Origin of the sequence: Amycolatopsis methanolica 239 (assembly GCF_000739085.1) — a bacterium.
Lineage (GTDB): Bacteria > Actinomycetota > Actinomycetes > Mycobacteriales > Pseudonocardiaceae > Amycolatopsis_E > Amycolatopsis_E methanolica.
In genome coordinates this window covers 5,480,809-5,501,116 of sequence record NZ_CP009110.1, presented here as the reverse complement: position 1 = coordinate 5,501,116, position 20,308 = coordinate 5,480,809, and the positions used below count along the sequence as shown (strand labels likewise).

The window sequence follows — 20,308 nt, the reverse complement described above, 5'->3', positions numbered from 1 at the left end:
CTGTGGGGCAAGCCGCTAGCTAGTTGGTAACTGTGAATCATTGCCCCCGCTCAAGCCCCCGGGATTGCATGAGACCGCATCACCCGGTCGGGGAGAGGAGACGGCGGCTCATGCGGAAGCGCGCGATGTGGTCCGTACTCGCGGCGGCAGTCGTCGCCACGACGGTCTGGGCCGGCCCAGCCCAAGCCAGAGAAGGGCGGATCCTCGAAGCGGGCACCCCCGGCTCGGTCGCGGACAGCTACCTGGTGGTCCTCAAACCGGGCGCCACCTCCCGGGCCGACGACCTGACCAGCCGCTACGGCGGCTCGGCCACCCGGACCTTCAGCGCCGCGCTGAAGGGTTTCGCCGTCAGCGCAGGCGAAACCGAGGCCAAGCGCCTCGCCGCGAACCCCGACGTCGCCTACGTCGTGCAGAACCACGTCCTGCGCATCGCCGACGTGCAGCAGAACCCGCCGTCCTGGGGGCTGGACCGCATCGACCAGGCGAACCTCCCGCTGGACTCGGCCTACCGCTACGACACCCCGGCGGACAACGTCACCGCCTACGTGATCGACACCGGCGTGCGGGCGAGCCACGAGACCTTCGGCGGCCGCGTCACCGGCGGCAAGGACTTCATCGACAACGACGACGACCCCACCGACGAGCACGGTCACGGCACCCACGTCGCGGGCACCATCGGCGGCGCCGAGTACGGCGTCGCCAAGGGCGTGCGGATCGTCCCGGTGCGCGTGCTCGACGCGCAGGGCAGCGGCACCACCGACCAGGTCGTCGCCGGGATCGACTGGGTCGTGCAGAACGCGAGCGGCCCGTCCGTGGCGAACATGAGCCTGGGCGGCAGCGCCGACACCGTCCTCGACGACGCCGTCCGCGGCGCGATCGCCAAGGGCGTCACCTTCGCGATCGCCGCGGGCAACGAGGGCGCCGACGCCGGCAACGATTCCCCGGCGCGCGTCACCGAGGCGATCACGGTCGCGGCCAGCGACCGGACCGACCGGCAGGCGAGCTTCTCCAACTACGGCAGCGTCGTCGACCTCTACGCGCCGGGCGTGAGCATCACGTCGTCGTGGGGCACCGGCGACACCGTGACCAACACGATCAGCGGCACCTCGATGGCCACCCCGCACGTGGCCGGCGCTGCGGCCCTCTACCTGGCCGGACACCCGGACGCCACACCCGCGCAGGTCGCCGACGCCCTGATCGCCTCAGCCACCCCGGGCAAGATCAACGGTGCCACCTCGGGCACGCCCAACCGCCTCCTGAACACCGCTGGATAGGCTGCGGGCGGGCGACGGCGAGCGAAAGGACGGCCGATGGGCGCCATCCACCTGATCCGGCACGGTCAGGCCTCCTTCGGCGCGGCCGACTACGACCAGCTGTCCAGCACCGGGATCGAGCAGGGCGCCGTGGTCGGCGCCGAGCTGCTGCGGCGCAAGATCCGCTTCACCGAGGGCCGGACCGGGTCGATGGCCCGTCAGCGCGCCACCGCGGAGATCGTCCTGGACTGGCTCGGGGCGGGCGCCACGGCCAAGGAGGATCCGCGCTGGAACGAGTACGACCACGTCGACATCGTCGCCCGGCACGGCGGCGGCGCGCTGCAGGACGCTAACGACCCGCGCGGGTACCAGGAGGTGCTGGACGCGTCGCTGGCCGCGTGGGTGCGCGCCGGTGACGACGGGCCGTGCGCGGAGACCTGGCCGCAGTTCGCCGAGCGGGTGCGCGTCGCATTGGCCGACCTGGTCGCGGTGCTGCGCAAGGGCGAGAGCGCGGTGGTCTTCACCAGCGGCGGGGTGATCGGCACGCTCGCCGGGCACCTGCTCGGCGACCCCGCGATGGGGTTGCTGCAGCTCAACCGGGTCACCGTGAACTGCGGGATCACGAAGCTGGTGACCGGGCGCGGCGGGGTGACGCTCGTGTCGTTCAACGAGCACGCGCACTTCGAGGGCCGCGCCGCCCGCCTGCTCACCTATCGGTGACGGCGGGGAACACGTCCTCGATCAGGGTCACCAGCGAGCGGGACAGCAGGGTGTGGACCTGGTCGCGGTCGAGTTCGCCGCGCAGCAGCCACTCGCGGCCGGCGGCCTTGACCATGCCGCCGTAGGCGCGGATGAGGGCGTTGCAAGCCTCGGCGTGTGCGGCGTCGACCTTCACGCCCAGCGCGTCCAGCACGCGCGCGGCGGAGCGGCGTTCGGCCTCGACGAGGATCGCCTCGACCTCCGGATCGCTGCCGAGGCCTTCGGGCGCGGTGGCGACGAGCCAGGTCTTGCCCTGCTTGGTGACGAGGGTGAGGAACAAGTCGACCGCGACGCGTGCTTTTTCTTCGAGCGGCCCGTCGGTGACGATGTCCAGCGCCGTGGTCGGGATCGTCATCGCGCGGCGCAGCACCGCCAGGTAGAGCTCACGCTTGGTGCCGAAGTAGTGGTTGATCAGCCCGCGGGCGACGCCCGCTGCCGCTGCGATGTCCGATGTGGATACCTCGGCGTATGGGCGCTCACCGAACAGCCGGGCGGCGCAGGTGAAGATCTGCTCCCTGCGCGCGTCCGGTTCGAGTCTCCGCCACCGGGGCTGGGAGTCCGTCATGGGCGACATGCTGGCACGGGTCACTCAGGGGAGTTGTTCTTTTCCGACATGTCGGCGAATACGTCATTCGATCGGAGGCACGTGTTAATAGCGTAACCCGGCGGAAGGGGCCGGAAATGCGTGATCGGGATCCTGCCGGTATCGGAATTGCCGGTCTCGTGGTGCTGGTGCTGGGGTTCGTCGCGGCGGTGCACGCGGATTCGCTGCCGTTGATCGGCGCGGGGGTGTCGTACGAGGCGGAGTTCAGCGAGGCGGGCGGCCTCGCCGTGGACGACGAGGTGCGGGTGGCCGGCGTGAAGGTCGGCGAGGTGGTGGACGTCGGCCTGGACGGGGCGTCGGTGCGGGTCCGGTTCAAGGTGTCGGACACCTGGCTGGGCGACCGCACGACGGCGGCGATCAAGATCAAGACCTTGCTGGGGCAGAAGTACCTGGCGCTGGATCCGCTGGGTTCGCGGCCACTCGACGAGGTGATCCCGCGCTCGCGGACGATCGCGCCGTACGACGTGCTGGACGCGTTCCGGGACCTGTCGAAGACCGTCGGCGGGCTGGACACAGACCGGCTCGCCCGGTCATTCGACGCGCTGTCGGCGGCGCTGCCAGGCGGCTCCTCGGTGCGCGGCGCACTGGACGGCCTGTCCCAGCTGTCGACGACGATCGCTTCGCGGGATGCGGAGTTGTCGCGGCTGCTGGGGAACACGGCGGCGTTGTCACGAACCTTGGCAGATCGAGATGCCCAGGTGGTGCGGTTGATGGCGGACGGGAACCTGGTGCTGGCCGAAGTGGCGGCCAGGGCGTCGACGATCTCGGCGCTGCTGACGGGGGCGCAGTCGCTGTCCCGGCAGGTGCAGGGACTGGTGGCGGACAACGATGCCGCGCTGCGCCCGGTGCTGGCGTCGCTCGACCAGCTGACCGGGATGCTGCAGCGGAACCAAGAGGCACTGGCAGCGGGCCTCGCCCGGCTCGCGCCGCTGGTCCGCTACGCGACGAACATCACGGGACAGGGGCACTGGGGCGACACGTACGTGTGCCTGCCCGTGGTGTCGGGCTGCTATTGAGGGGCTTGGTCGGCTGTCCGGGTTGGACGTCGGCGGAGCCTTCGCGGGTCGCCGCCGGCTCTCTTGCCGCCACCGTGACCACCCGGAGAGCCGACCACGCAGAGGTCAACCCCGTCGCCGGCGGCGGGGCTTCGCCGTGCTCCCGCGCAGCAGCACCTCGCCCGAAACCCGCCGAACGCGCCCCCGCGCCCCGCCACCGCCGGCGTCGTCGAGGGCCAGCTCCAGCGCCTCCGCCCCGATGCGCTCCAGCGGCAACCCCACCGTGGTCAAACCGAAATCCCGCACCAGCGGCACGTCGTCGAACCCCGTGACCGACACGTCCTCCGGCACCGACAGCCCCGCGGCACCCAGCGCGCTCACCGCCCCCACGGCCATCACGTCCGACGCCGTCAGCACGCACGTCGCCTTGTGCTTGGCCGCCAGCAGGGCCTTCGTCGCCTCGTAACCGCCGTCCCGGTCGAACGAGCCGGCGAACACGTCCCGTTCGGACAGTTCGATCCCCAGCCCGGCCAGCCCCTCCCGGAACCCGGCCACCCGATCGGCCACTGTGGTCAGGCGCGTCGGCCCGGTCACCACCGCGAACCGCCGGTGGCCCAGCCCGTGCATCGCCTCCACCAGGGCCCGCGCGCCGCCCCGGTTGTCGGGCGCGACGGTGTCCGCCTTGAGCGACCGGTGCCGCGTCACGACGGCCACCCGCCCGCCACCGCGCCGGTACGGCTCCAGCTCGGCCGCCATCCGCCGCTCCCACGCCCGGTCCTCGAACGCCGAACCGGTCAGCAGGATCGCCGACGCTCGCTGCGCCCGCAGCGTCGACACGCACGCCAGCTCCCGGTCCGGGTCGGCGAACGTGCCGGCGAGCATCACGAGCAGGCCGTGGCTGTCGGCCACCCGCATGACCCCACGGGTGATCGCCGCGAAGTACGGGTCGCTGATGTCGTGGCAGATCACCCCCACCGTCCGGCGCGACCCGCCGGCGAGGGCCTGCGCGTGCGCGTTCGGCGTGTACGCCAGCTCCGCGGCGGCCGACAGCACCCGCTCCCGCAGGTCGTCGCGCACTCTGGTCGTGCCGTTGAGCGCACGGGACGCCGTCGCGAGCGAGACCTCGGCGCTCCTCGCCACGTCCTCGAGCGTCACGTGTGGCCGGTCGCTCATCGTTCCTCCCGCGGTCGGCGTTGCGCCGAATTCTAGGTCGGTTTCCGGCTTTCGCCTGGTCAGGACCACCCGAGCGAGTGGGGATGACCGAGTGTGATCGTGGAAATACGTGCGCGCCCCGCCGCGTTGCGGTTGTCGAGAGACATCTGCCCCGACGAAAGGACCCCGCATGCTCTTCGGTGACGAACACGTCCGCCGGTACGAGGAGACCGATGGTGAAGTCGGTCACGACTGGGAGAAGGGCGCCCCGATCCTGATCCTCACGACCACCGGTCGCAAGTCCGGCCAGGAGCGCAAGTTCGCCCTGATCTACCAGGAGCACGAAGGCGCCTACGTGATCGTCGCTTCCAAGGGCGGCGCGCCCCAGCACCCCGGCTGGTACCTCAACCTCCAGGCCAACCCCGAGGTCAAGGTGCAGGTCAAGGCCGACAAGTTCACCGCGAAGGCCCGCACCGCCACCGGCGCGGAGCGCGAGACGCTCTGGGCGAAGATGGCGAAGGTGTGGCCGGACTACGACGAGTACCAGAAGAAGACGGACCGCGAGATCCCTGTCGTGGTCCTCGAGCGCGCCTGATCAGGGGCCGGTCGTGGGTCCGAGCACCCACGACCGGCTCGCCCGCGAGGGCATAGGGTGACGGGTATGAGTGCGCATTTCGACGTTGTGGTGCTGGGTGCCGGGCCCGGCGGGTATGTCGCGGCGATCCGGGCTTCGCAGCTCGGCCTGAAGACGGCGATCGTCGAGGAGAAGTACTGGGGCGGCGTGTGCCTGAACGTCGGGTGCATTCCGTCGAAGGCGCTGCTGCGCAACGCGGAGCTCGCCCACCTGGTCACCAAGGAGGCCAAGACCTTCGGGATCAGCTCGGACGGGCCGATCACCTTCGACTACGGCGCCGCGTTCGACCGCAGCCGCTCGGTCGCCGACGGCCGCGTCAAGGGCGTGCACTTCCTGATGAAGAAGAACAACATCCAGGAGTTCACCGGCCGCGGCAAGTTCACCGACGCGCACACCATCGAGGTCACCGGCGAGAACGGCGTCGAGACCGTCACCTTCGACCACTGCATCATCGCCGCGGGCGCCACCACCAAGCTGCTGCCGGGCACGCAGCTGTCCGAGCGCGTGGTCACCTACGAGGAGCAGATCCTCTCCCGCGACCTGCCGGGCAGCATCATCATCGCCGGCGCCGGCGCGATCGGCGTCGAGTTCGCCTACGTCATGCACAACTACGGCGTCGACGTGACGATCGTGGAGTTCCTGGACCGCATGGTGCCGCTCGAGGACGCCGACGTGTCCAAGGAGCTGGCCAAGCGCTACAAGAAGCTCGGCATCAAGGTCCTGACCGGCACGAAGGTCGAGAGCATCGACGACAGCGGCGCCAAGGTCAAGGTCACCGTGTCCAGCGGCGGCAACCAGCAGACGCTGGAGGCCGACAAGGTGCTGCAGGCGATCGGCTTCCAGCCGCGCGTCGAGGGCTACGGGCTGGAGAACACCGGCGTCGAGCTGACCGAGCGCGGCGCCATCGCGGTCGACGGCCGCTGCCGCACGAACGTGCCGCACATCTTCGCGATCGGCGACGTCACCGCGAAGCTGATGCTGGCCCACGCGGCCGAGTCGATGGGCATCGTGGCGGCCGAGACGATCGGCGGCGCGGAGACCATGGAGCTCGACTACACGATGATCCCGCGCGCGACGTACTGCCAGCCGCAGGTCGCGAGCTTCGGCCTGACCGAGGCGCAGGCGCGCGAGCAGGGCTACGACGTGCAGGTCGCCAAGTTCCCGTTCACCGCGAACGGCAAGGCCCACGGCCTCGCCGACGCGGGTGGCTTCGTGAAGATCCTGTCCGACGCCAAGTACGGCGAGCTGCTCGGCGCGCACCTGATCGGCCCGGACGTGACCGAGCTGCTGCCCGAGCTGACGCTGGCGCAGCAGTGGGACCTGACGGTGCACGAGGTGGCCCGCAACGTGCACGCGCACCCGACCCTCGGCGAGGCGGTCAAGGAGGCCATCCACGGTCTCGCCGGGCACATGATCAACTTCTGAGGTTGACCTCCAGTTAACTGGAGGTGCCACCGTTGATCTCGCAGGTCGAGATCGAGGAGGCACCTCATGAAGGCAGCGGCATTCACCGAGCCAGGTGGCCCGGAGGTTCTGCGCGCCATCGACGTCCCGGACCCGCAGGCGGGTCCGGGACAGGTCCGGGTCCGCGTGCGGGCGGCGGGTGTGCAGCCGTTCGACGCGGCGGTGCGGGCCGGCTGGGAACCGCCGTACGCGACGGGGCTGACGTGGCCGCGGATACCCGGCAACGAGTTCGCCGGCGTGGTGGACCAGGTCGGGGACGGGGCCGCGTGGTCGGTCGGCGACGAGGTGCTCGGCTTCAACGTGCTGGGCTGCTACGCCGAGTCCGTGGTGGTGGGGCAGGACCAGATCACCGCCAAGCCGGCACGCATGCCGTGGACCGTCGCGGGCGGGTTCACCGCCGGGGCGCAGACGGCGTACCTGGCCTTGCGGCAGCTCGGGGTCGGGCCGGGGGACACGGTCCTGGTGCACGCCGCGGCGGGTTCGGTCGGCACCGCGGCGGTCCAGCTGGCACGGCTGTGGGGCGCGTCCGTGATCGGCACCGCGAGCGAGGCGAACCAGGACTACGTGCGTTCGCTCGGCGCGACGCCGGTCGTCTACGGCGACGGCTTGGAGGACCGGTTGCGAGCGCTTTCACCCGGCGGGGTGCATGCGGTCCTGGACGGCGCGGGTGGTGTCGCGCTTGATCTTTCACTCGCACTGGTGAAGGAGCGGCGTCGCGTGGTGACGTTGGTGGACCACGATCGGGCGGAGTCGCTCGGGGTGCAGCTGGTGCGCGGGCAGCGGTCGGCGGACCGGCTGGCCGAGCTGGCCCGCCTGTACGACCGGGGCGAGCTGAGCTTCCTGGTGCGGCGCACGTACCGTTTGGGCGAGGCGGCCGATGCGCACCGGGAGATCGAGACCGGGCACGGACGTGGCAAGGTCGTGTTGACTGTCTAGCGGGCCGGCCGCGGGGCCGGGGTCGAGCGGGAGGTGCGCATGGGTGGGGTCGCCATCGTGACGGGCGCCGGTTCGGGCATCGGACGGCACGTGGCGCAGGCGCTGCTGGGTGCCGGCTACCGCGTCGCACTGGCCGGCCGCAGAGCCGCCGCGCTGTCGGAGACGGCCGCGGGTGCGCCGGACGCCCTCGTGCACCCGGCCGACGTCGCCGACCCCGCCCAGGTCAGCGCGCTGTTCGAGGCGGTCGCGGACCGCTGGGGCCGGGTGGACGTGTTGTTCAACAACGCGGGCACCTTCGGCCCGGCGGGCGACCCGGACGAGATCCCGGTCGAGGCGTGGCAGCAGACGGTGGCGGTGAACCTGACCGGCGCGTTCCTGTGCGCGCGGGAGGCCTTCCGGATCATGAAGCGCCAGGACCCGCGCGGTGGCCGCATCATCAACAACGGATCCATCTCCGCGCACGCCCCGCGACCCGGCAGCGCCGCCTACACCGCGACGAAGCACGCCATCACCGGGCTGACGAAGTCGCTGTCGCTGGACGGCCGTCCGTACGACATCGCGTGTGGCCAAATCGACATCGGCAACGCGGCGACCGAGATGACGGCGGGAATCGCCAGGGGCGCACGCCAGGCGGACGGTCGTGAGCTGCCCGAACCCACCTTCGACGTGAGACACGTCGCGGAAGCCGTGCGGTACATGGCAGGGCTCCCGCTCACCGCGAACGTGCAGTTCATGACCGTCACGGCGACGAAGATGCCGTTCATCGGCAGAGGCTGAAACGTTCCCCCGCCATCCGGCGATAGGGGAAGTGACGGTGACTAAACTGCAGGTCAGGACGGCCTGTGGTCGTCGGCGCCAGGCCCTCGTAGCTCAGCCGGATAGAGCAAGAGCCTTCTAATCTCTAGGTCGCAGGTTCGAGTCCTGCCGGGGGCGCATCTTGGCTGGTCAGGACCCCCATCTCCGATCAAGGCCCTGACCAGCCCATGCTTAGTACCGCCGCTTGAGCATGTCCATGACCCACGTCGGCGGCCGGATGGCGCGCATCCCGGCGTGGTCTCGGTGTGCTCCTGGACCAGCAGCCCGCGGCCGGTGACCCGGATGCAACGCATGAAAGATGCCCTCGCTGGGCAGGCAGACGCCATCAGGTGACGGGACGACCACCAAGCAGATCCTCGCCCTCGCCACGCAACACACCGGCGAACGACGCAAAGGTCTCCGCGAACAACTCGGTGTCGACGGAGCCGTCGAAGGCCCAGACGCCGTCGGGCACGCTCAGCCGTGGCATCTTCTCGCCGAATGACTCGAAACGGCGCAGCACGCGCTCGTGGATCTCCTGCACCAGCCCGATCCGCGCCTCGTCCTCACCGAGATGTGTGTGGTAGCTCGGGTCCATGACACCGTTGATCCGAACCGTGGCGAGGACGAACCACCACTCCCGAGCCTCCAGCAGCCAGCCCGGCGGTTCGGCCATACGGTCGATTTCGGCGCACACCAAGTACATCCACGTCTCGGTGTGGGCGTCAGGCGCCCAGAACCCGGCGCCCCGGAACCCGATGAATGTCCTCGGCACGTCCCTGATCCTGCTCTGAGCGACGACTCCCCGGCAAACCAATTGCTCCGCTGCAGGTGGCCGCGTGAGTGAAGTGATCGTCTACATCTGGCGGGATCCCATCGCCGACGACGAGATGGTCGACCGTGCTCCCGGTCGGCTTCGTGAACGACCGATGCGGGACTGATCCACCTGGCGCCCGGGCGGTGATCAGCTTCCTGACGGCCTCAGCTCAGGGGCGCTTCTTCTGCCGCGCGTCGTACTCGGCGCGGGCCCGCTCGACCTTCGCCAGGTTCGGCGACCACTCCGCGAGGGTGGCGAACAGCGGCGCCAGGCTGCGGCCGAGGTCGCTGATCTCGTACTCCACCCGCGGCGGCACCTCGGCGTGGTAGGAGCGCACCACGAGCCCGTCGCGCTCCAGTTGGCGCAGCCGCTGCGTCAGGACCTTCGGCGTGATCGTCGTGATGCGGCGGGACAGCTCCACGAAACGTTGCCTGCCGTACTCGTTCAGCGTCCACAGGATCGGCGTGGTCCACCGGCTGAACACGAGGTCGACCACGGGCGCGATCGGGCAGGCCAGCTCGGGACTGACTGTGGTTTCGGTCACCGGAGCCACTACTTTCCTCTAGGTACCTACTAGCCCCACGACAGTAGCGTCGCTCCCACACGAAGAGAACGGGAGCGGAAATGTTTGTGGTGACCGGAGCTATCGGTAACGTCGGGCGGCCGCTGGTGCAGGCGCTCGCCAGGACCGGCGAGCCCGTGACGGCGGTGTCGCGCAAGGAAGCGGACCTGCCTGCCGGTGTGCGGCACGTGCGGGCGGACCTCGTCGAGCCGGAGACGCTCAAGCCCGCGCTCGACGGGGCGCGGACACTGTTCCTGCTCACCTCGCCGGACTTCCTGGCGGCCGGCGGGGGCCTCACCGGCGTCCTGCACACAGCGAAGGCGAGCGGCGTGCGACGGGTTGTGTTGTTGTCGTCGCAGGGGGTGGCGACCGGGCGGCACGCGCCGGGACTGGAGGAAACGGTCGTCACCTCCGGCCTGGAGTGGACCCTCCTGCGGCCGGGCGGCTTCCACTCCAACGCGTTCGGCTGGGCCGACATGGTGCGCACCCGGCGGACGGTCGAGGCGCCGTTCGGGGACGTCGCGCTGCCCACCGTGGACCCGCTGGACATCGCCGAAGTGGCCGCCGCGGCGGTGCGTGAGGACGGGCACGCCGGCCATGCGTACACGCTTACCGAGCCGGAGCCGATCACGCCGCGGCAGCGGGCGGCGGCGATGGCCGACGCGCTGGGGGAGCCGGTGCGCTTCGCGGAGCTCAGCCGGGCGGAGGCGCGGACGCGGATGCTGCAGGTCATGCCCGAGCCGGTCGTGGAGTCCACACTGGACATCCTCGCCACGCCGACGCCGGCGGAGCAGCGGGTCAGCGAGGACGTCGAGCGCGTCCTACGGCGCCCGGCGCGCAGCTTCCCCGAGTGGGCGGGCGCGAACGCGGCGGTGTTCAAGTGATCCTGCACCACCGCGAGACCGGGGACGGCCAGCCGATCGTCTTCCCGCACGGCAACCCCGCGTCGTCCCACCTGTGACGGCACATCGTGCCCGCGGCAGGCCCGGGCCGGAAGCTGGCGCCCGACCTGATCGGCATGGGCGAGTCGGCGAAGCCGGACATCGGCTACACCTTCGACGACCACGCCCGCTACCTCGACGCCTGGTTCCAGCACCTCGGGCTGGACGACGTGGTGCTGGTCGGCCACGACTGGGGCGTCGCCGTCACCGAGACGATCGTCAAACCCATGTCCTGGGAGGAGTTCCCGCCCGCAGGCGCCGAGATCTTCCAGGCGCTCAAGACCCCGGGCGTCGGCGAGAAGATGATGCTGGACGACAACATCTTCCTGGAATCGATGGCGCTCGCCGACGAGGACCGCGCCGCCTACCTGCGGCCCTACCCGGCGCGCGAGAGCCGCGTGCCGCTGCTGACGTGGGCGCGCTCGATGCCGCTGGGCGGGGAGCCGGCCGACGTCGTCGAACGCGTCGAGCACTACGACATGTGGCTCGCGGCCAGCGTGGACGTGCCGAAGCTGCTCATGACGTTCGGCCCCGGCTTCGACACGATGATGGACGACCGGATGATCGCGTGGTGCGCGGAGCACATCGCTGCTCTCGACATCGTCCACCACGATCTCCCCGCCGGGCACCACACCCCGGAGGACCAGCCGGCGGCGATCGCCGCCACGCTGGCCGCCTGGCTGGACGCGCACTGAAGTCCCGGCCCCGTCGCACGGGGCCGGGACTCCGTGACTCAGAACGGCAGCCGCAGCGCGAGGGCGTCCCGCACGGGGGCGTTCGCCCGCACAGCGTCCAGTTCGGACGGTGACAGCGCCTTGCGGTAGAGCCGGACGTCGTCCAGCGCGCCGTCCAGTCCCATGCCTCCATCGAGGCGGCGGCCCAGCCAGAACTGGAACGACACCCGCTCCGTCACCGAACCGGCCGCTGCCGGGCCGGCCGCCACCTGCACGCCGTCGACGAACAGCAGCAACTGGCCGCCGGTGCGCTGCAGCGCCACGTGATGCCACTGCTGGTCGTTGAACGCGCCCGCCGACGTGACCTGCTTCGTGCCCGCCGTGGTGGTCATCGACGCGATCAGGCGGTTCGCCGCCGGTTCACCGCGCAGCCAGATCTGCGGCGCGGTCGAGCCCATGCCGCCCATCCAGAAGAACACCTGGTTGCCCGTCGACGCGCCGTACCGGATCCAGCCGGTCCACGTGAAGTCGCCGTCGCCGACCACCTGCGCGCTGTCGTAGGGCACGCGCACGAAATCGTCCACGCCGTCCAGTTCCAGCGCGTCACCGTAGCGGCCGGGCACCGGAACCGGGCCGCCGACCAGGTAGGCGTCCGACCGTTCACCGGACACGTCCCGCGTCGTCGGGCCGGCCGAATTGTGCCAGCCCAGCACGTCCTCGGTGAAGCGGGCGAACCGGATCTCGTCGCGCGCGTCGACCGGGCCGCCCTCGTACATCAGGCCGATCTCGGTCGTGCGGGCGGACCGGTCGCTGATCTGCACCATGTCCGAGTAGCCGGACCACTCGTCGGTCACCCGTGTGCCCTGCTCGGCGTTCTCCCAGCTGCGCCCGCCGTCGTAGGACGAGCGGATCATCATCCACCGGCGCCGGTCGGTGTCCGACGGCGACGCGAACAGGATCCGGTCCGGCCCCGGCCGGTCCAAGCGCAGCAGCGAGCCCTGCACCATCGGCGTGACCAGGTCGGGGATCGTCCGGAACGGCTGGCTGAAGGTCTCGCCGCCGTCGCGGCTGATCGCGTAGTCGCGGTTGCCGATGTCGGTGCCACCCTGCTCTCGGCCGCCGGCGTAGATCGACCCGTCGGCGAGCTCCACGACGGTGATCTCCTGCGGCTTCTGCGTGAACGGGCCCTTCGCCTGGAACGGGTAGCTGTCCACCGCGCCGATGTGCCAGGTCGCGCCGTGGTCGTCGCTGTAGACGAGCGCGGCGTGGTTGGCCACCGGGTCGGTGCCCTGCGCGGTCTCCGCGTTCACCCCGAACACCAGGCGGCCGCGGTGCTCGCCCTGGGTGAGCTGGATCCCGTGCACCGGACCGGAGGCGTACCAGGCGTCCCACTCGGGCCTGCTGGCCTGCGCGCTGATGTCGACCGGCGCGGACCACGTGAGCCCGTCGTCGTCGCTGTACTGCACGTGCGGCGGGCGGGCGCACGGCACGTCGCAGCCCTTGCCGTCGGTGCGGCCGGCGTTGTAGGTGGTGATCAGGACGATCCGGCCGGTCGTCCGGTCCACGATCGGGACCGGGTTGCCGTGCGTGTCGCCGTCTCCGGAGTTGATGACCTCCAGCGGTGACCAGGTCCGGCCGCCGTCGGTGGAGCGCTTGAGGACGAGGTCGATGTCACCGGCGTCGCCGCAGTCGTTGACCCGGCCCTCGGCGAACGCGAGCAGGGTGCCCGCGGTGCTCTTGACGATCGCCGGGATGCGGAAGCAGAAGTAACCCTGCTCCTGCTTGGGGTTGAACAGCGACTGCTGGTCGAAGCCCGGTCTGGCGGTGTCGGCGGAGGCGGTGACCCCGCCGCCGAGCAGACTGGCGAACAGCACCGCCACGAGCGGGACCGCGCGCCACGCTGCGAACGATCTCATGTGCCTTCCCTTCGGTTTAGTGGAGCCGGAGGACTGCGACGCCGCGCGGTGGCAACGTGTGCCGGGCCGACGGCGCGGAACCGGTGAGCAGGTCGGGGGCCGGTTCTCCCAGGTCCACCGCGACCGCATCCGTGTTGTGGTTGAGCAGGAACAGGAACTGCCGGTCCGCGGCTTCCCGGCGCACCGCCTGGACACCGGCGGGCAGGCCGGGCAGGACCGGCCGCACACCCGCTTCCGCGGCCACCCGGTCGACCAGCTCGCGCATCCCGGCCGGGTCGAGCCGCGTGCCGAGGTACCAGGCGACACCCGCGCCGTAGGCGTGTCGGGTCACGGCGGGAGAGCCGGCCAGGTCGCCGCCGTCGAATGACGCGACAGCCTCCGCGCCCCGCAGCTCCACGGCTTCCGACCACAGAGTGCCGGTCCACTCCGGACTCAACGGCACCGACGTGCCCGGCGCCAGCGGCCAGAACTCCTCCACCGACACCCCGAGCGCTTCCCGCAGCGGGGCCACCGGGTAGCCACCGAGGTGGGCCCGGTCGCACGAGTCGACGATGCCGGAGAAGAACGACACCACCAGGTGCCCGCCGCCCTCGACGTACCGCCGCAGCCCCTCGGCGGTGTCCGGATCGAGGAGGTACAGGTTCGGCACCACGACGAGCCGGTACCCCGCCGGCCGGTCGGGGCGCACCACGTCGCAGGAGATGCCGGCGTCGAAGAAGGGCGCGTAGTGCGCCAGGTGCGCGTCGAGCTGCGTGACGTCGGCCGACGGGTGCGCGTCCAGCTCCAGCGCCCACCAGCTGTTCCAGTCGTGCAGGAACGCCACGTCCGACCGCACCCGCGTGCCCGCCACGTCGGCCAGCGCCGCGAGGTCCTGCCCGAGCGCCCGCGCCTCGGCGAACACCCGGGTGTCCGCGCCGGCGTGCGGCACCATCGCCGAGTGGAACTTCTCCGCGCCACCGCGGCTCTGCCGCCACTGGAAGAACATCGCGGCGTCCGCGCCCCGCGCCACCGCCTGCAGCACACCCTGCCGCATCACGCCGGGGGCCTTGGCGCCGTTGTGCTTGCGCCAGTTCACCGCGCTCGGCGCGTGCTCCAGCAGCATCCACGGCTGCCCGTTCTTCAGCGACCGCACCACGTCGTACCCGAACGCCGCCTCGACGTGCCCGCGCGGGTCGTAGGGCTCGGGGTAGGAGTCCAGCGACACCACGTCCTCGTGCGGCTCCCACACGTGCCAGTCCAGCGCCTTCTGCACCAGCCCGACGAAGTTGGTGGTGAGCGGGACGTCCGGCGTGACCCGGCGCAGCACCTCCGCCTCCACCCGGTAGCAGGCCAGCGACGCGTCGGAGGAGAACCGCTGGTAGTCCAGCTGCTGGGCGGGGTTGCGGAAGGACGGCGCCACCCGCGGCGGCTGGATCTCGGCCCAGTCCGAGTAGCCCTGCGACCAGAACGTCGTCGACCACGACGCGTTCAGCGCGTCCAGCGTGCCGTACCGCTCGCGCAGCCAGGACCGGAAGTCCTCGGCAGAGGTGTCGCAGTAGCACGCCCGGATGTGGCAGCCGTACTCGTTGCCGACGTGCCAGATCTTCAGCGCCGGGTGGTCGCCGTACCGGTTCGCGAGCTGCTCCACCAGCCGCGCCGCGTGCTCGCGGAACACCGGGCTGGACGGGCAGAACTGCTGCCGCGAACCCGGCGAGAGCCGCGTCCCGTCCTCGCGCACGGGCAGCACCTCGGGGTGGCGGTGGGGCAGCCACGGCGGCGGTGAGGCGGTCATCGTCGCCAGCGCCACCTGGATACCGGCCGCCGCGAGCTTGTCCATCACGGTGTCGACCCAGCCGAAGTCGTACTCGCCCGGCCGCGGCTCGACCTTCGCCCAGGAGAAGACACCGAGCGTCACCAGCGTGACCCCGGCCTCGGTCATCAGCTTGACGTCCTCGTCCCAGACGTCCTCGGCCCAGTGTTCCGGGTTGTAGTCCGCGCCGTAGTGGATCACAGCAGGCCCGCCTCCGTGAGCGCACCCTTGATGCGCAACAGTTCCTCGTCGTTGAGCGGCAGTTGCGGCGGCGCCATCACCGAGTTGTCGATGAACCCGCGCATCTTCATCGCCGCCTTGAACGCGCCCAGCCCGGCCGAGCCGCGGCCCATCCGCTCCGGCGGGGCGGCGTGCGTGATGTCGTACAGCCGCATGAGCCGGTCCTGTTCCCGCCGTGCCGTGGCGAGGTCGCCCGCCCGCACCCGGTCCCAGATCGTCACGTACCCGGCGGGGTCCACATTGGCCAGTCCGGGCACCGCGCCGTCCGCGCCCATCTGCAGCGCGAGGTCCACCACCAGTTCGGAACCGGTGAACACGGCGAACTCCGACAGCCCGCGCTCCCGTCGGCCCAGCAGCAGCGCGCCGAACCCGGCCTCGTCGCCGCTGGAGTCCTTCAGCCCGGCCAGCACACCGTCCTCGGCCAGCCGCAGGACCATCTCCCGGTCCAGCTTCGAGTGCACCGCGACCGGGATGTCGTAGGCGAAGATCGGCAGCGAGGCCTGCGCGTGCAGCAGGCGGAAGTGCTGCTCGATCTCCGCGGAATGCGTGCGGGTGTAGTAGGGCGCGGTGATGACCAGCGCGTCCGCGCCGGCCTCCTCGGCGACCCGGATGTGCTCGGCGACCCGCAGCGTCGTCATGTCGATACACCCGGCGAGCACCGGGATCCGGCCGCCGACGTGCGCCACCGCCGTCTCGATCACCACCCGGCGCTGCCGGTCCGGCAGGAACGCCACCTCGCTGGACGAGCCCAGCACGAACACCCCGTGCACCCCGGCGTCCAGCTGGACGTCCAGGTGCCGGCGCAGCGAGTCCACGTCGATGGTGAAGTCGTCGCGGAACGGGGTGCACAGCGGGGGGATGATGCCGGTGAATCGAGTCATCGCACGCTCACTTCGAGTTCGGGGTGGATGCAGTGGTAGGTGTGCCCGTCGCCGGCGTCGGCGGACGGGGGCACCGCGCCCGCGCACTCGTCCGTCGCTTTCGGACAGCGGGTGCGGAAGGCGCACCCGCTCGGCGGGCTGACCGCGGACGGCACCGGCCCGGTCAGGACAATGGGTTCGATCGGGTTCAGCAGGCTCGGCGTGGCGGAGAACAACGCCCGCGTGTACGGGTGCCGCGCGGCGCCGGGAATCGCGGCGGCCGGGGCGTCTTCGACGATGCGGCCCAGGTACATCGTGACGATGCGGTCGCTCATCTTGCGCACGGTCTGGATGTCGTGCGACACGAAGATCATCGCCAGCCCCAGCCGGTCCCGCAGGTCGAGCAGCAGGTTGAGGATCTGCGCGCGCACCGACACGTCCAGCGCCGAGGTCGGCTCGTCGGCGACCAGCAGCGACGGCTCCAGCGCCAGCGCACGCGCGATCGCCACGCGTTGCCGCTGGCCGCCGGACAGCTGGCCGGGCACCGCGTCCGCGACGCTGGGCGGCAGGCCGACCAGCTCCATCAGCTCGCGCACCCGCTCGGCCCGCTGCGCCGGGGTGCCGACGCGGTGCACGTCGAGCGGGTCCCGCACGATGCGGGCGATCGACATCCGCCGGTTCAGCGCGGTCGACGGGTCCTGGAAGATCATGCCGATGTCGCGGCCGAACCCACGCTGGTCCGACACCGGTTCGCCGCGGTAGCGCACGACGCCCCTGGTCGGCTTCTGCAGCCCGACGACCACCTTCGCCAGCGTCGTCTTGCCGCACCCGGACTCGCCGACCACGCCGATCGTTTCGCCGGGCCGCACGGTCAGCGTCGCGTCTGTCAGCGCGTGCACGGAGTCGTGCCCGAACAGGCCGGACGAGCGGATCTTGTGCACCACGTGCACCCGGTCCAGTTCCAGCAGGGTCATGCCGGCGCTCCCTTCACCAGGACCTCCGGTTCCGCCATCGGTTCGGCGGGGTGGTGGCACGCGACGAGGTGGTCCATCCCGGATCCCGCCACCACCGGCAGGTCGGTGCGGCAGTGCGCCCGCGCCGCCGGGCAGCGGTCGGCGAACCGGCAGCCGGGCGCGAAGTCCGCCGGGGCCGGGACGACGCCCGTGATCTGGGTGAGCCGGGCGTCGTTCTCCTCCAGCGACAGCACCGCGCTGAGCAGGCCGCGCGTGTAGTGGTGCCGCGGTGCGCCGACGACTTGCGCGGTGGTGCCGGCCTCGGCGACCTGCCCGCCGTACATCACGACCACGCGATCGGCCACATCGGACACCAGCGCCAGGTCGTGCGACACCAGCACCAGCGCGAAGCCCAGTTCCTCCTGCAGGCGCAGCAGCAGCGAGATCACCTGTGCCTGAACGGTCACGTCCAGCGCGGTGGTCGGCTCGTCGGCCACGATCAGCCTGGGGCTGCGGGACAACGCCATCGCGATCAGCACCCGCTGCCGCTGCCCGCCGGACAGCTCGTGCGGGTAGGCCCGCAGCGTGCGGTCCGGGTCGAGGTTGACCAGCTCCACCAGCTCGCGCGGGGTGCGGGTGCCGCCGCGGCGGGTGAACTGCTTGAGCTGCGCCTGGATCGTCATCGCCGGGTTCAGCGAGCTGAGCGCGTCCTGGTAGATCATCGCGATGTCGTGGCCGAGGTGCCGCCGCCGCGCGGACGGTTTCATCGTGAGCAGGTCCTCGCCCGCGAACCGGATCCGGCCGGACAGCCGCGCGGTCCGCGGCTGCAGCCCGACGATCGACAGCGCGGTCAGCGACTTGCCGCAGCCCGATTCGCCGATCAGGCCGAGTACCTCGCCCGAGCGCACGGTGAACGAGACGTCGTCGACGACGTTGACCCCGTTGTGCCGCTCCGGGAACGCGATCGTCAGCCCCTCGACGGAGAGCAGGGTGTCCCGCCCGGTCAGCGCACGGGCGCGGCGGGACAGCCGTTCGCCCACCTCGCGCAGACCGCGGATCGGCAGCACCGGCGCGACGTTCTCGGCCGCCTCCTTGGCGACGACCGCCTTGGCGACCTCCGCCGCCTTCGCCGTGCGGGACGACGGCGCCGCCCACGCGTCGGAAATCCCTTCGGACAGCACGTTCAGCGCCAGCACCGTGAACAGGATCATCAGACCCGGGAACAACGTGGCCCACCAGCCGCCGTTGAGCACCATGTCCTTGCCGTCGGCGAGCACCGAGCCCCACGACGGGTCGGGCGGCTGGATGCCGGCGCCGATGAACGACAGCGACGCCTCGAACACGATCGCGTCGGCCACCATCACCGTGCAGAACACCAGGATCGGCGCGGCGCAGTTCACCGCCACGTGCTTGACCAGGATGAAGAACCGGCGCGCGCCGATGATGTGCTCGGCCGCGACGTAGTCCTCGCTGTACTGCGCCAGCACGTTCGCCCGCACCACGCGCGCGACCGGCGGCACGTTGACGAACGCGATCGCCAGGATCAGCACCCCGATGCCGCGGCCGAACACCGCGACGAGCACGGCCGCGAGCGCGATGCCGGGGAAGGCCATCAGCACGTCGAGCACGCGCATGACCACCGAGTCCACCCCGCGCCGGGAGGTCGCGGCGAGCGCCCCGATCAGCGCGCCGCAGACCAGCGCCAGCGCGGCGGCGCCGAGCCCGATCGCGAGCGACCAGCGGGCGCCGTGCACCACGCGGGAGAGGATGTCGCGGCCGGACTGGTCGGTGCCGAACCAGTGCGCGGCGTTCGGCCCGGTGACCTCGGTGCCCAGCGCGTAGGGGGCCTTGACCAGCAGCGGGCCGATCAGCGCCACCAGCGCGAGCACGGCCAGCACCCCGATCGCGATCCACGACGCCGTGTTGAACCGGCGGAACCGGATGCCGGGCCGGGACAGGCGCTTGGTGAGCCCGGGCCGGTACAGCTGCCGCATCACGACCGGCTCCGCAGGCGCGGGTTCACGATCAGGTACAGCACGTCGACGATCAGGTTGACCAGGACGAACCCGACCGCGATGGTGATCACGAAGCCCTGGACCTTCGCGGTGTCGCCGTCCTTGACGGCCTGGATCATGTTCTGTCCCATCCCGGGCAGCGCGAACATCGTCTCGATCACGACGGCGCCGCCCAGCAGGTAGCCGACCCGCAGGCCGAGCACGGTGAGGGGGTTGATCAGCGCGTTGCGCAGCACGTTGCGGCCGACGACCACCACCGGCGGCAGCCCGCCGCCGCGCGCGGTGCGGACGTAGTCCTTGTCCAGCTCCTCGACCATCGAGGTGCGGATGATGCGCGTCAGCTGCGCGGCGACCGGCAGCGCGAGCGAGATCGCGGGCAGCGCCAGCGAGTTGAGCCAGCCGCCGAACGAGTCGGCCGGGCTGACGTAGCCGCTGGTGGGGAAGAGCCCTTCGCCCACCGCGAGCCACTGGACGAGCAGCACCGCGATCCAGAACGCGGGCGCGGCGACACCGGCCAGCGTGACGATCCGGATCAGCTGGTCCGGCCAGCGGTCGCGGAACAGCGCCGACGTCACGCCGAGCACGAGCCCGGCGACGATCGCGATCAGCAGACCCAGCAGCGTGAGCTGCACGGTCAACGGCAGTGCGGTGGCGATGACCTGCCCGACCGGCTCCCTCGTGATCACGCTGGTGCCGAAGTCGCCCTGCAGCAGGTGCCACACGAAGTGCACGTACTGCAGCGGGAGCGGGTCGAGCAGGCCGTTCTCCTGGCGGAACTGCCGGAGCTGTTCCGGTGTGGGGTTGGCGTCGCCGAGCGCGGCCACGGCCGTGTCCACAGGGGAGAACTGCATGACGATGAAGACGAACAGGACCACCCCGAGCACCAGCGGGATCAGGGCGAGGATGCGGGCGAGCAGCATCCGCACGACGACGGCCACGGCAGCGCTCC

General features: G+C 71.2%; 19 protein-coding genes and 1 tRNA gene. 10 read left to right on the top strand and 10 right to left on the bottom strand.

Translation table 11 applies throughout. The features are described from left to right. Positions 1-110: 110 nt before the first annotated feature. Together AMETH_RS26765 and AMETH_RS26760 are read left to right on the top strand one after the other, a co-directional pair. Complete coding sequence (locus tag AMETH_RS26765; protein WP_017984274.1) at positions 111-1,274, top strand: S8 family peptidase; 1,164 nt, start codon at positions 111-113, stop codon at positions 1,272-1,274. 36 nt (positions 1,275-1,310) lie between these two features. Then, positions 1,311-1,973, top strand: coding sequence for a histidine phosphatase family protein (locus AMETH_RS26760; protein WP_017984273.1), 663 nt, complete (start codon positions 1,311-1,313; stop codon positions 1,971-1,973). Here the strand turns inward: AMETH_RS26760 and AMETH_RS26755 are convergent. After that, positions 1,960-2,577: a TetR/AcrR family transcriptional regulator gene (locus tag AMETH_RS26755; protein WP_038532399.1), complete on the bottom strand. Its 618-nt coding sequence runs from the start codon at positions 2,575-2,577 to the stop codon at positions 1,960-1,962. The two genes, AMETH_RS26760 and AMETH_RS26755, sit on opposite strands and share 14 nt — an antisense overlap. A 116-nt stretch (positions 2,578-2,693) precedes the next feature. Here AMETH_RS26755 and AMETH_RS26750 point away from each other — a divergent pair, with 116 nt between their 5' ends. Continuing rightward, positions 2,694-3,632, top strand: coding sequence for an MCE family protein (locus AMETH_RS26750; RefSeq protein ID WP_038532396.1), 939 nt, complete (start codon positions 2,694-2,696; stop codon positions 3,630-3,632). A gap of 105 nt (positions 3,633-3,737) precedes the next feature. Here AMETH_RS26750 and AMETH_RS26745 read toward each other — a convergent pair whose 3' ends face one another. Further along, positions 3,738-4,784, bottom strand: coding sequence for a LacI family DNA-binding transcriptional regulator (locus tag AMETH_RS26745; protein WP_026153397.1), 1,047 nt, complete (start codon positions 4,782-4,784; stop codon positions 3,738-3,740). Positions 4,785-4,953: 169 nt separating this feature from the next. Here AMETH_RS26745 and AMETH_RS26740 point away from each other — a divergent pair, with 169 nt between their 5' ends. The 5 genes from AMETH_RS26740 (at position 4,954) to AMETH_RS26720 (ending at position 8,730) form a co-directional block, all read left to right on the top strand. Then, on the top strand, positions 4,954-5,358 hold the full coding sequence (locus tag AMETH_RS26740) for a nitroreductase family deazaflavin-dependent oxidoreductase (RefSeq protein WP_017984269.1): 405 nt from the start codon (positions 4,954-4,956) through the stop codon (positions 5,356-5,358). Between the two features lie 66 nt (positions 5,359-5,424). Continuing rightward, positions 5,425-6,822, top strand: a complete 1,398-nt coding sequence (gene lpdA / locus AMETH_RS26735) for a dihydrolipoyl dehydrogenase (protein WP_017984268.1) — start codon at positions 5,425-5,427, stop codon at positions 6,820-6,822. A 66-nt stretch (positions 6,823-6,888) separates the two neighbouring features. Continuing rightward, complete coding sequence (locus AMETH_RS26730) at positions 6,889-7,797, top strand: NADP-dependent oxidoreductase (protein ID WP_017984267.1); 909 nt, start codon at positions 6,889-6,891, stop codon at positions 7,795-7,797. Positions 7,798-7,836: 39 nt separating this feature from the next. Next, positions 7,837-8,574, top strand: coding sequence for an SDR family oxidoreductase (locus tag AMETH_RS26725; RefSeq protein ID WP_017984266.1), 738 nt, complete (start codon positions 7,837-7,839; stop codon positions 8,572-8,574). An 82-nt stretch (positions 8,575-8,656) separates the two neighbouring features. Further along, positions 8,657-8,730, top strand: a tRNA-Arg gene (locus tag AMETH_RS26720). A 208-nt stretch (positions 8,731-8,938) separates the two neighbouring features. Here the strand turns inward: AMETH_RS26720 and AMETH_RS26715 are convergent. Both AMETH_RS26715 and AMETH_RS26710 read right to left on the bottom strand, forming a co-directional pair. Further along, positions 8,939-9,367 (bottom strand): hypothetical protein, encoded by a 429-nt coding sequence (locus tag AMETH_RS26715; RefSeq protein ID WP_017984265.1) that lies wholly within the window; start codon positions 9,365-9,367, stop codon positions 8,939-8,941. A 211-nt stretch (positions 9,368-9,578) separates the two neighbouring features. Beyond that, positions 9,579-9,953 (bottom strand): winged helix-turn-helix transcriptional regulator, encoded by a 375-nt coding sequence (locus AMETH_RS26710; RefSeq protein ID WP_017984264.1) that lies wholly within the window; start codon positions 9,951-9,953, stop codon positions 9,579-9,581. A gap of 80 nt (positions 9,954-10,033) precedes the next feature. Here AMETH_RS26710 and AMETH_RS26705 point away from each other — a divergent pair, with 80 nt between their 5' ends. Together AMETH_RS26705 and AMETH_RS26700 are read left to right on the top strand one after the other, a co-directional pair. Beyond that, on the top strand, positions 10,034-10,855 hold the full coding sequence (locus tag AMETH_RS26705; RefSeq protein WP_026153396.1) for an NAD(P)H-binding protein: 822 nt from the start codon (positions 10,034-10,036) through the stop codon (positions 10,853-10,855). Positions 10,856-10,941: 86 nt separating this feature from the next. Next, positions 10,942-11,607, top strand: coding sequence for a haloalkane dehalogenase (locus tag AMETH_RS26700; RefSeq protein WP_017984262.1), 666 nt, complete (start codon positions 10,942-10,944; stop codon positions 11,605-11,607). A 38-nt stretch (positions 11,608-11,645) separates the two neighbouring features. On the opposite strand, the gene AMETH_RS26695 is transcribed toward AMETH_RS26700, so the two are convergent. From AMETH_RS26695 to AMETH_RS26670, 6 genes are read right to left on the bottom strand one after another with little or no spacing between them, the layout of a single operon-like run. Further along, positions 11,646-13,502: a sialidase family protein gene (locus tag AMETH_RS26695; RefSeq protein ID WP_017984261.1), complete on the bottom strand. Its 1,857-nt coding sequence runs from the start codon at positions 13,500-13,502 to the stop codon at positions 11,646-11,648. A 16-nt stretch (positions 13,503-13,518) separates the two neighbouring features. Continuing rightward, on the bottom strand, positions 13,519-15,492 hold the full coding sequence (locus AMETH_RS26690; protein ID WP_017984260.1) for a beta-galactosidase: 1,974 nt from the start codon (positions 15,490-15,492) through the stop codon (positions 13,519-13,521). Beyond that, the gene (locus AMETH_RS26685) at positions 15,489-16,412 is read right to left on the bottom strand and encodes a dihydrodipicolinate synthase family protein (RefSeq protein ID WP_017984259.1); all 924 of its coding nucleotides are present in this window, start codon (positions 16,410-16,412) and stop codon (positions 15,489-15,491) included. The genes AMETH_RS26690 and AMETH_RS26685 overlap by 4 nt, the downstream gene beginning before the upstream one ends. Beyond that, entirely contained in the window at positions 16,409-17,365 is a 957-nt protein-coding gene (locus AMETH_RS26680) for an oligopeptide/dipeptide ABC transporter ATP-binding protein (protein WP_017984258.1), read from the bottom strand. Before AMETH_RS26680 ends, AMETH_RS26685 begins: the two co-directional genes overlap by 4 nt. After that, on the bottom strand, positions 17,362-19,338 hold the full coding sequence (locus AMETH_RS26675) for a dipeptide/oligopeptide/nickel ABC transporter permease/ATP-binding protein (protein ID WP_017984257.1): 1,977 nt from the start codon (positions 19,336-19,338) through the stop codon (positions 17,362-17,364). Before AMETH_RS26675 ends, AMETH_RS26680 begins: the two co-directional genes overlap by 4 nt. Then, positions 19,338-20,297, bottom strand: a complete 960-nt coding sequence (locus tag AMETH_RS26670) for an ABC transporter permease (RefSeq protein ID WP_017984256.1) — start codon at positions 20,295-20,297, stop codon at positions 19,338-19,340. Before AMETH_RS26670 ends, AMETH_RS26675 begins: the two co-directional genes overlap by 1 nt. Positions 20,298-20,308 lie beyond the last annotated feature (11 nt).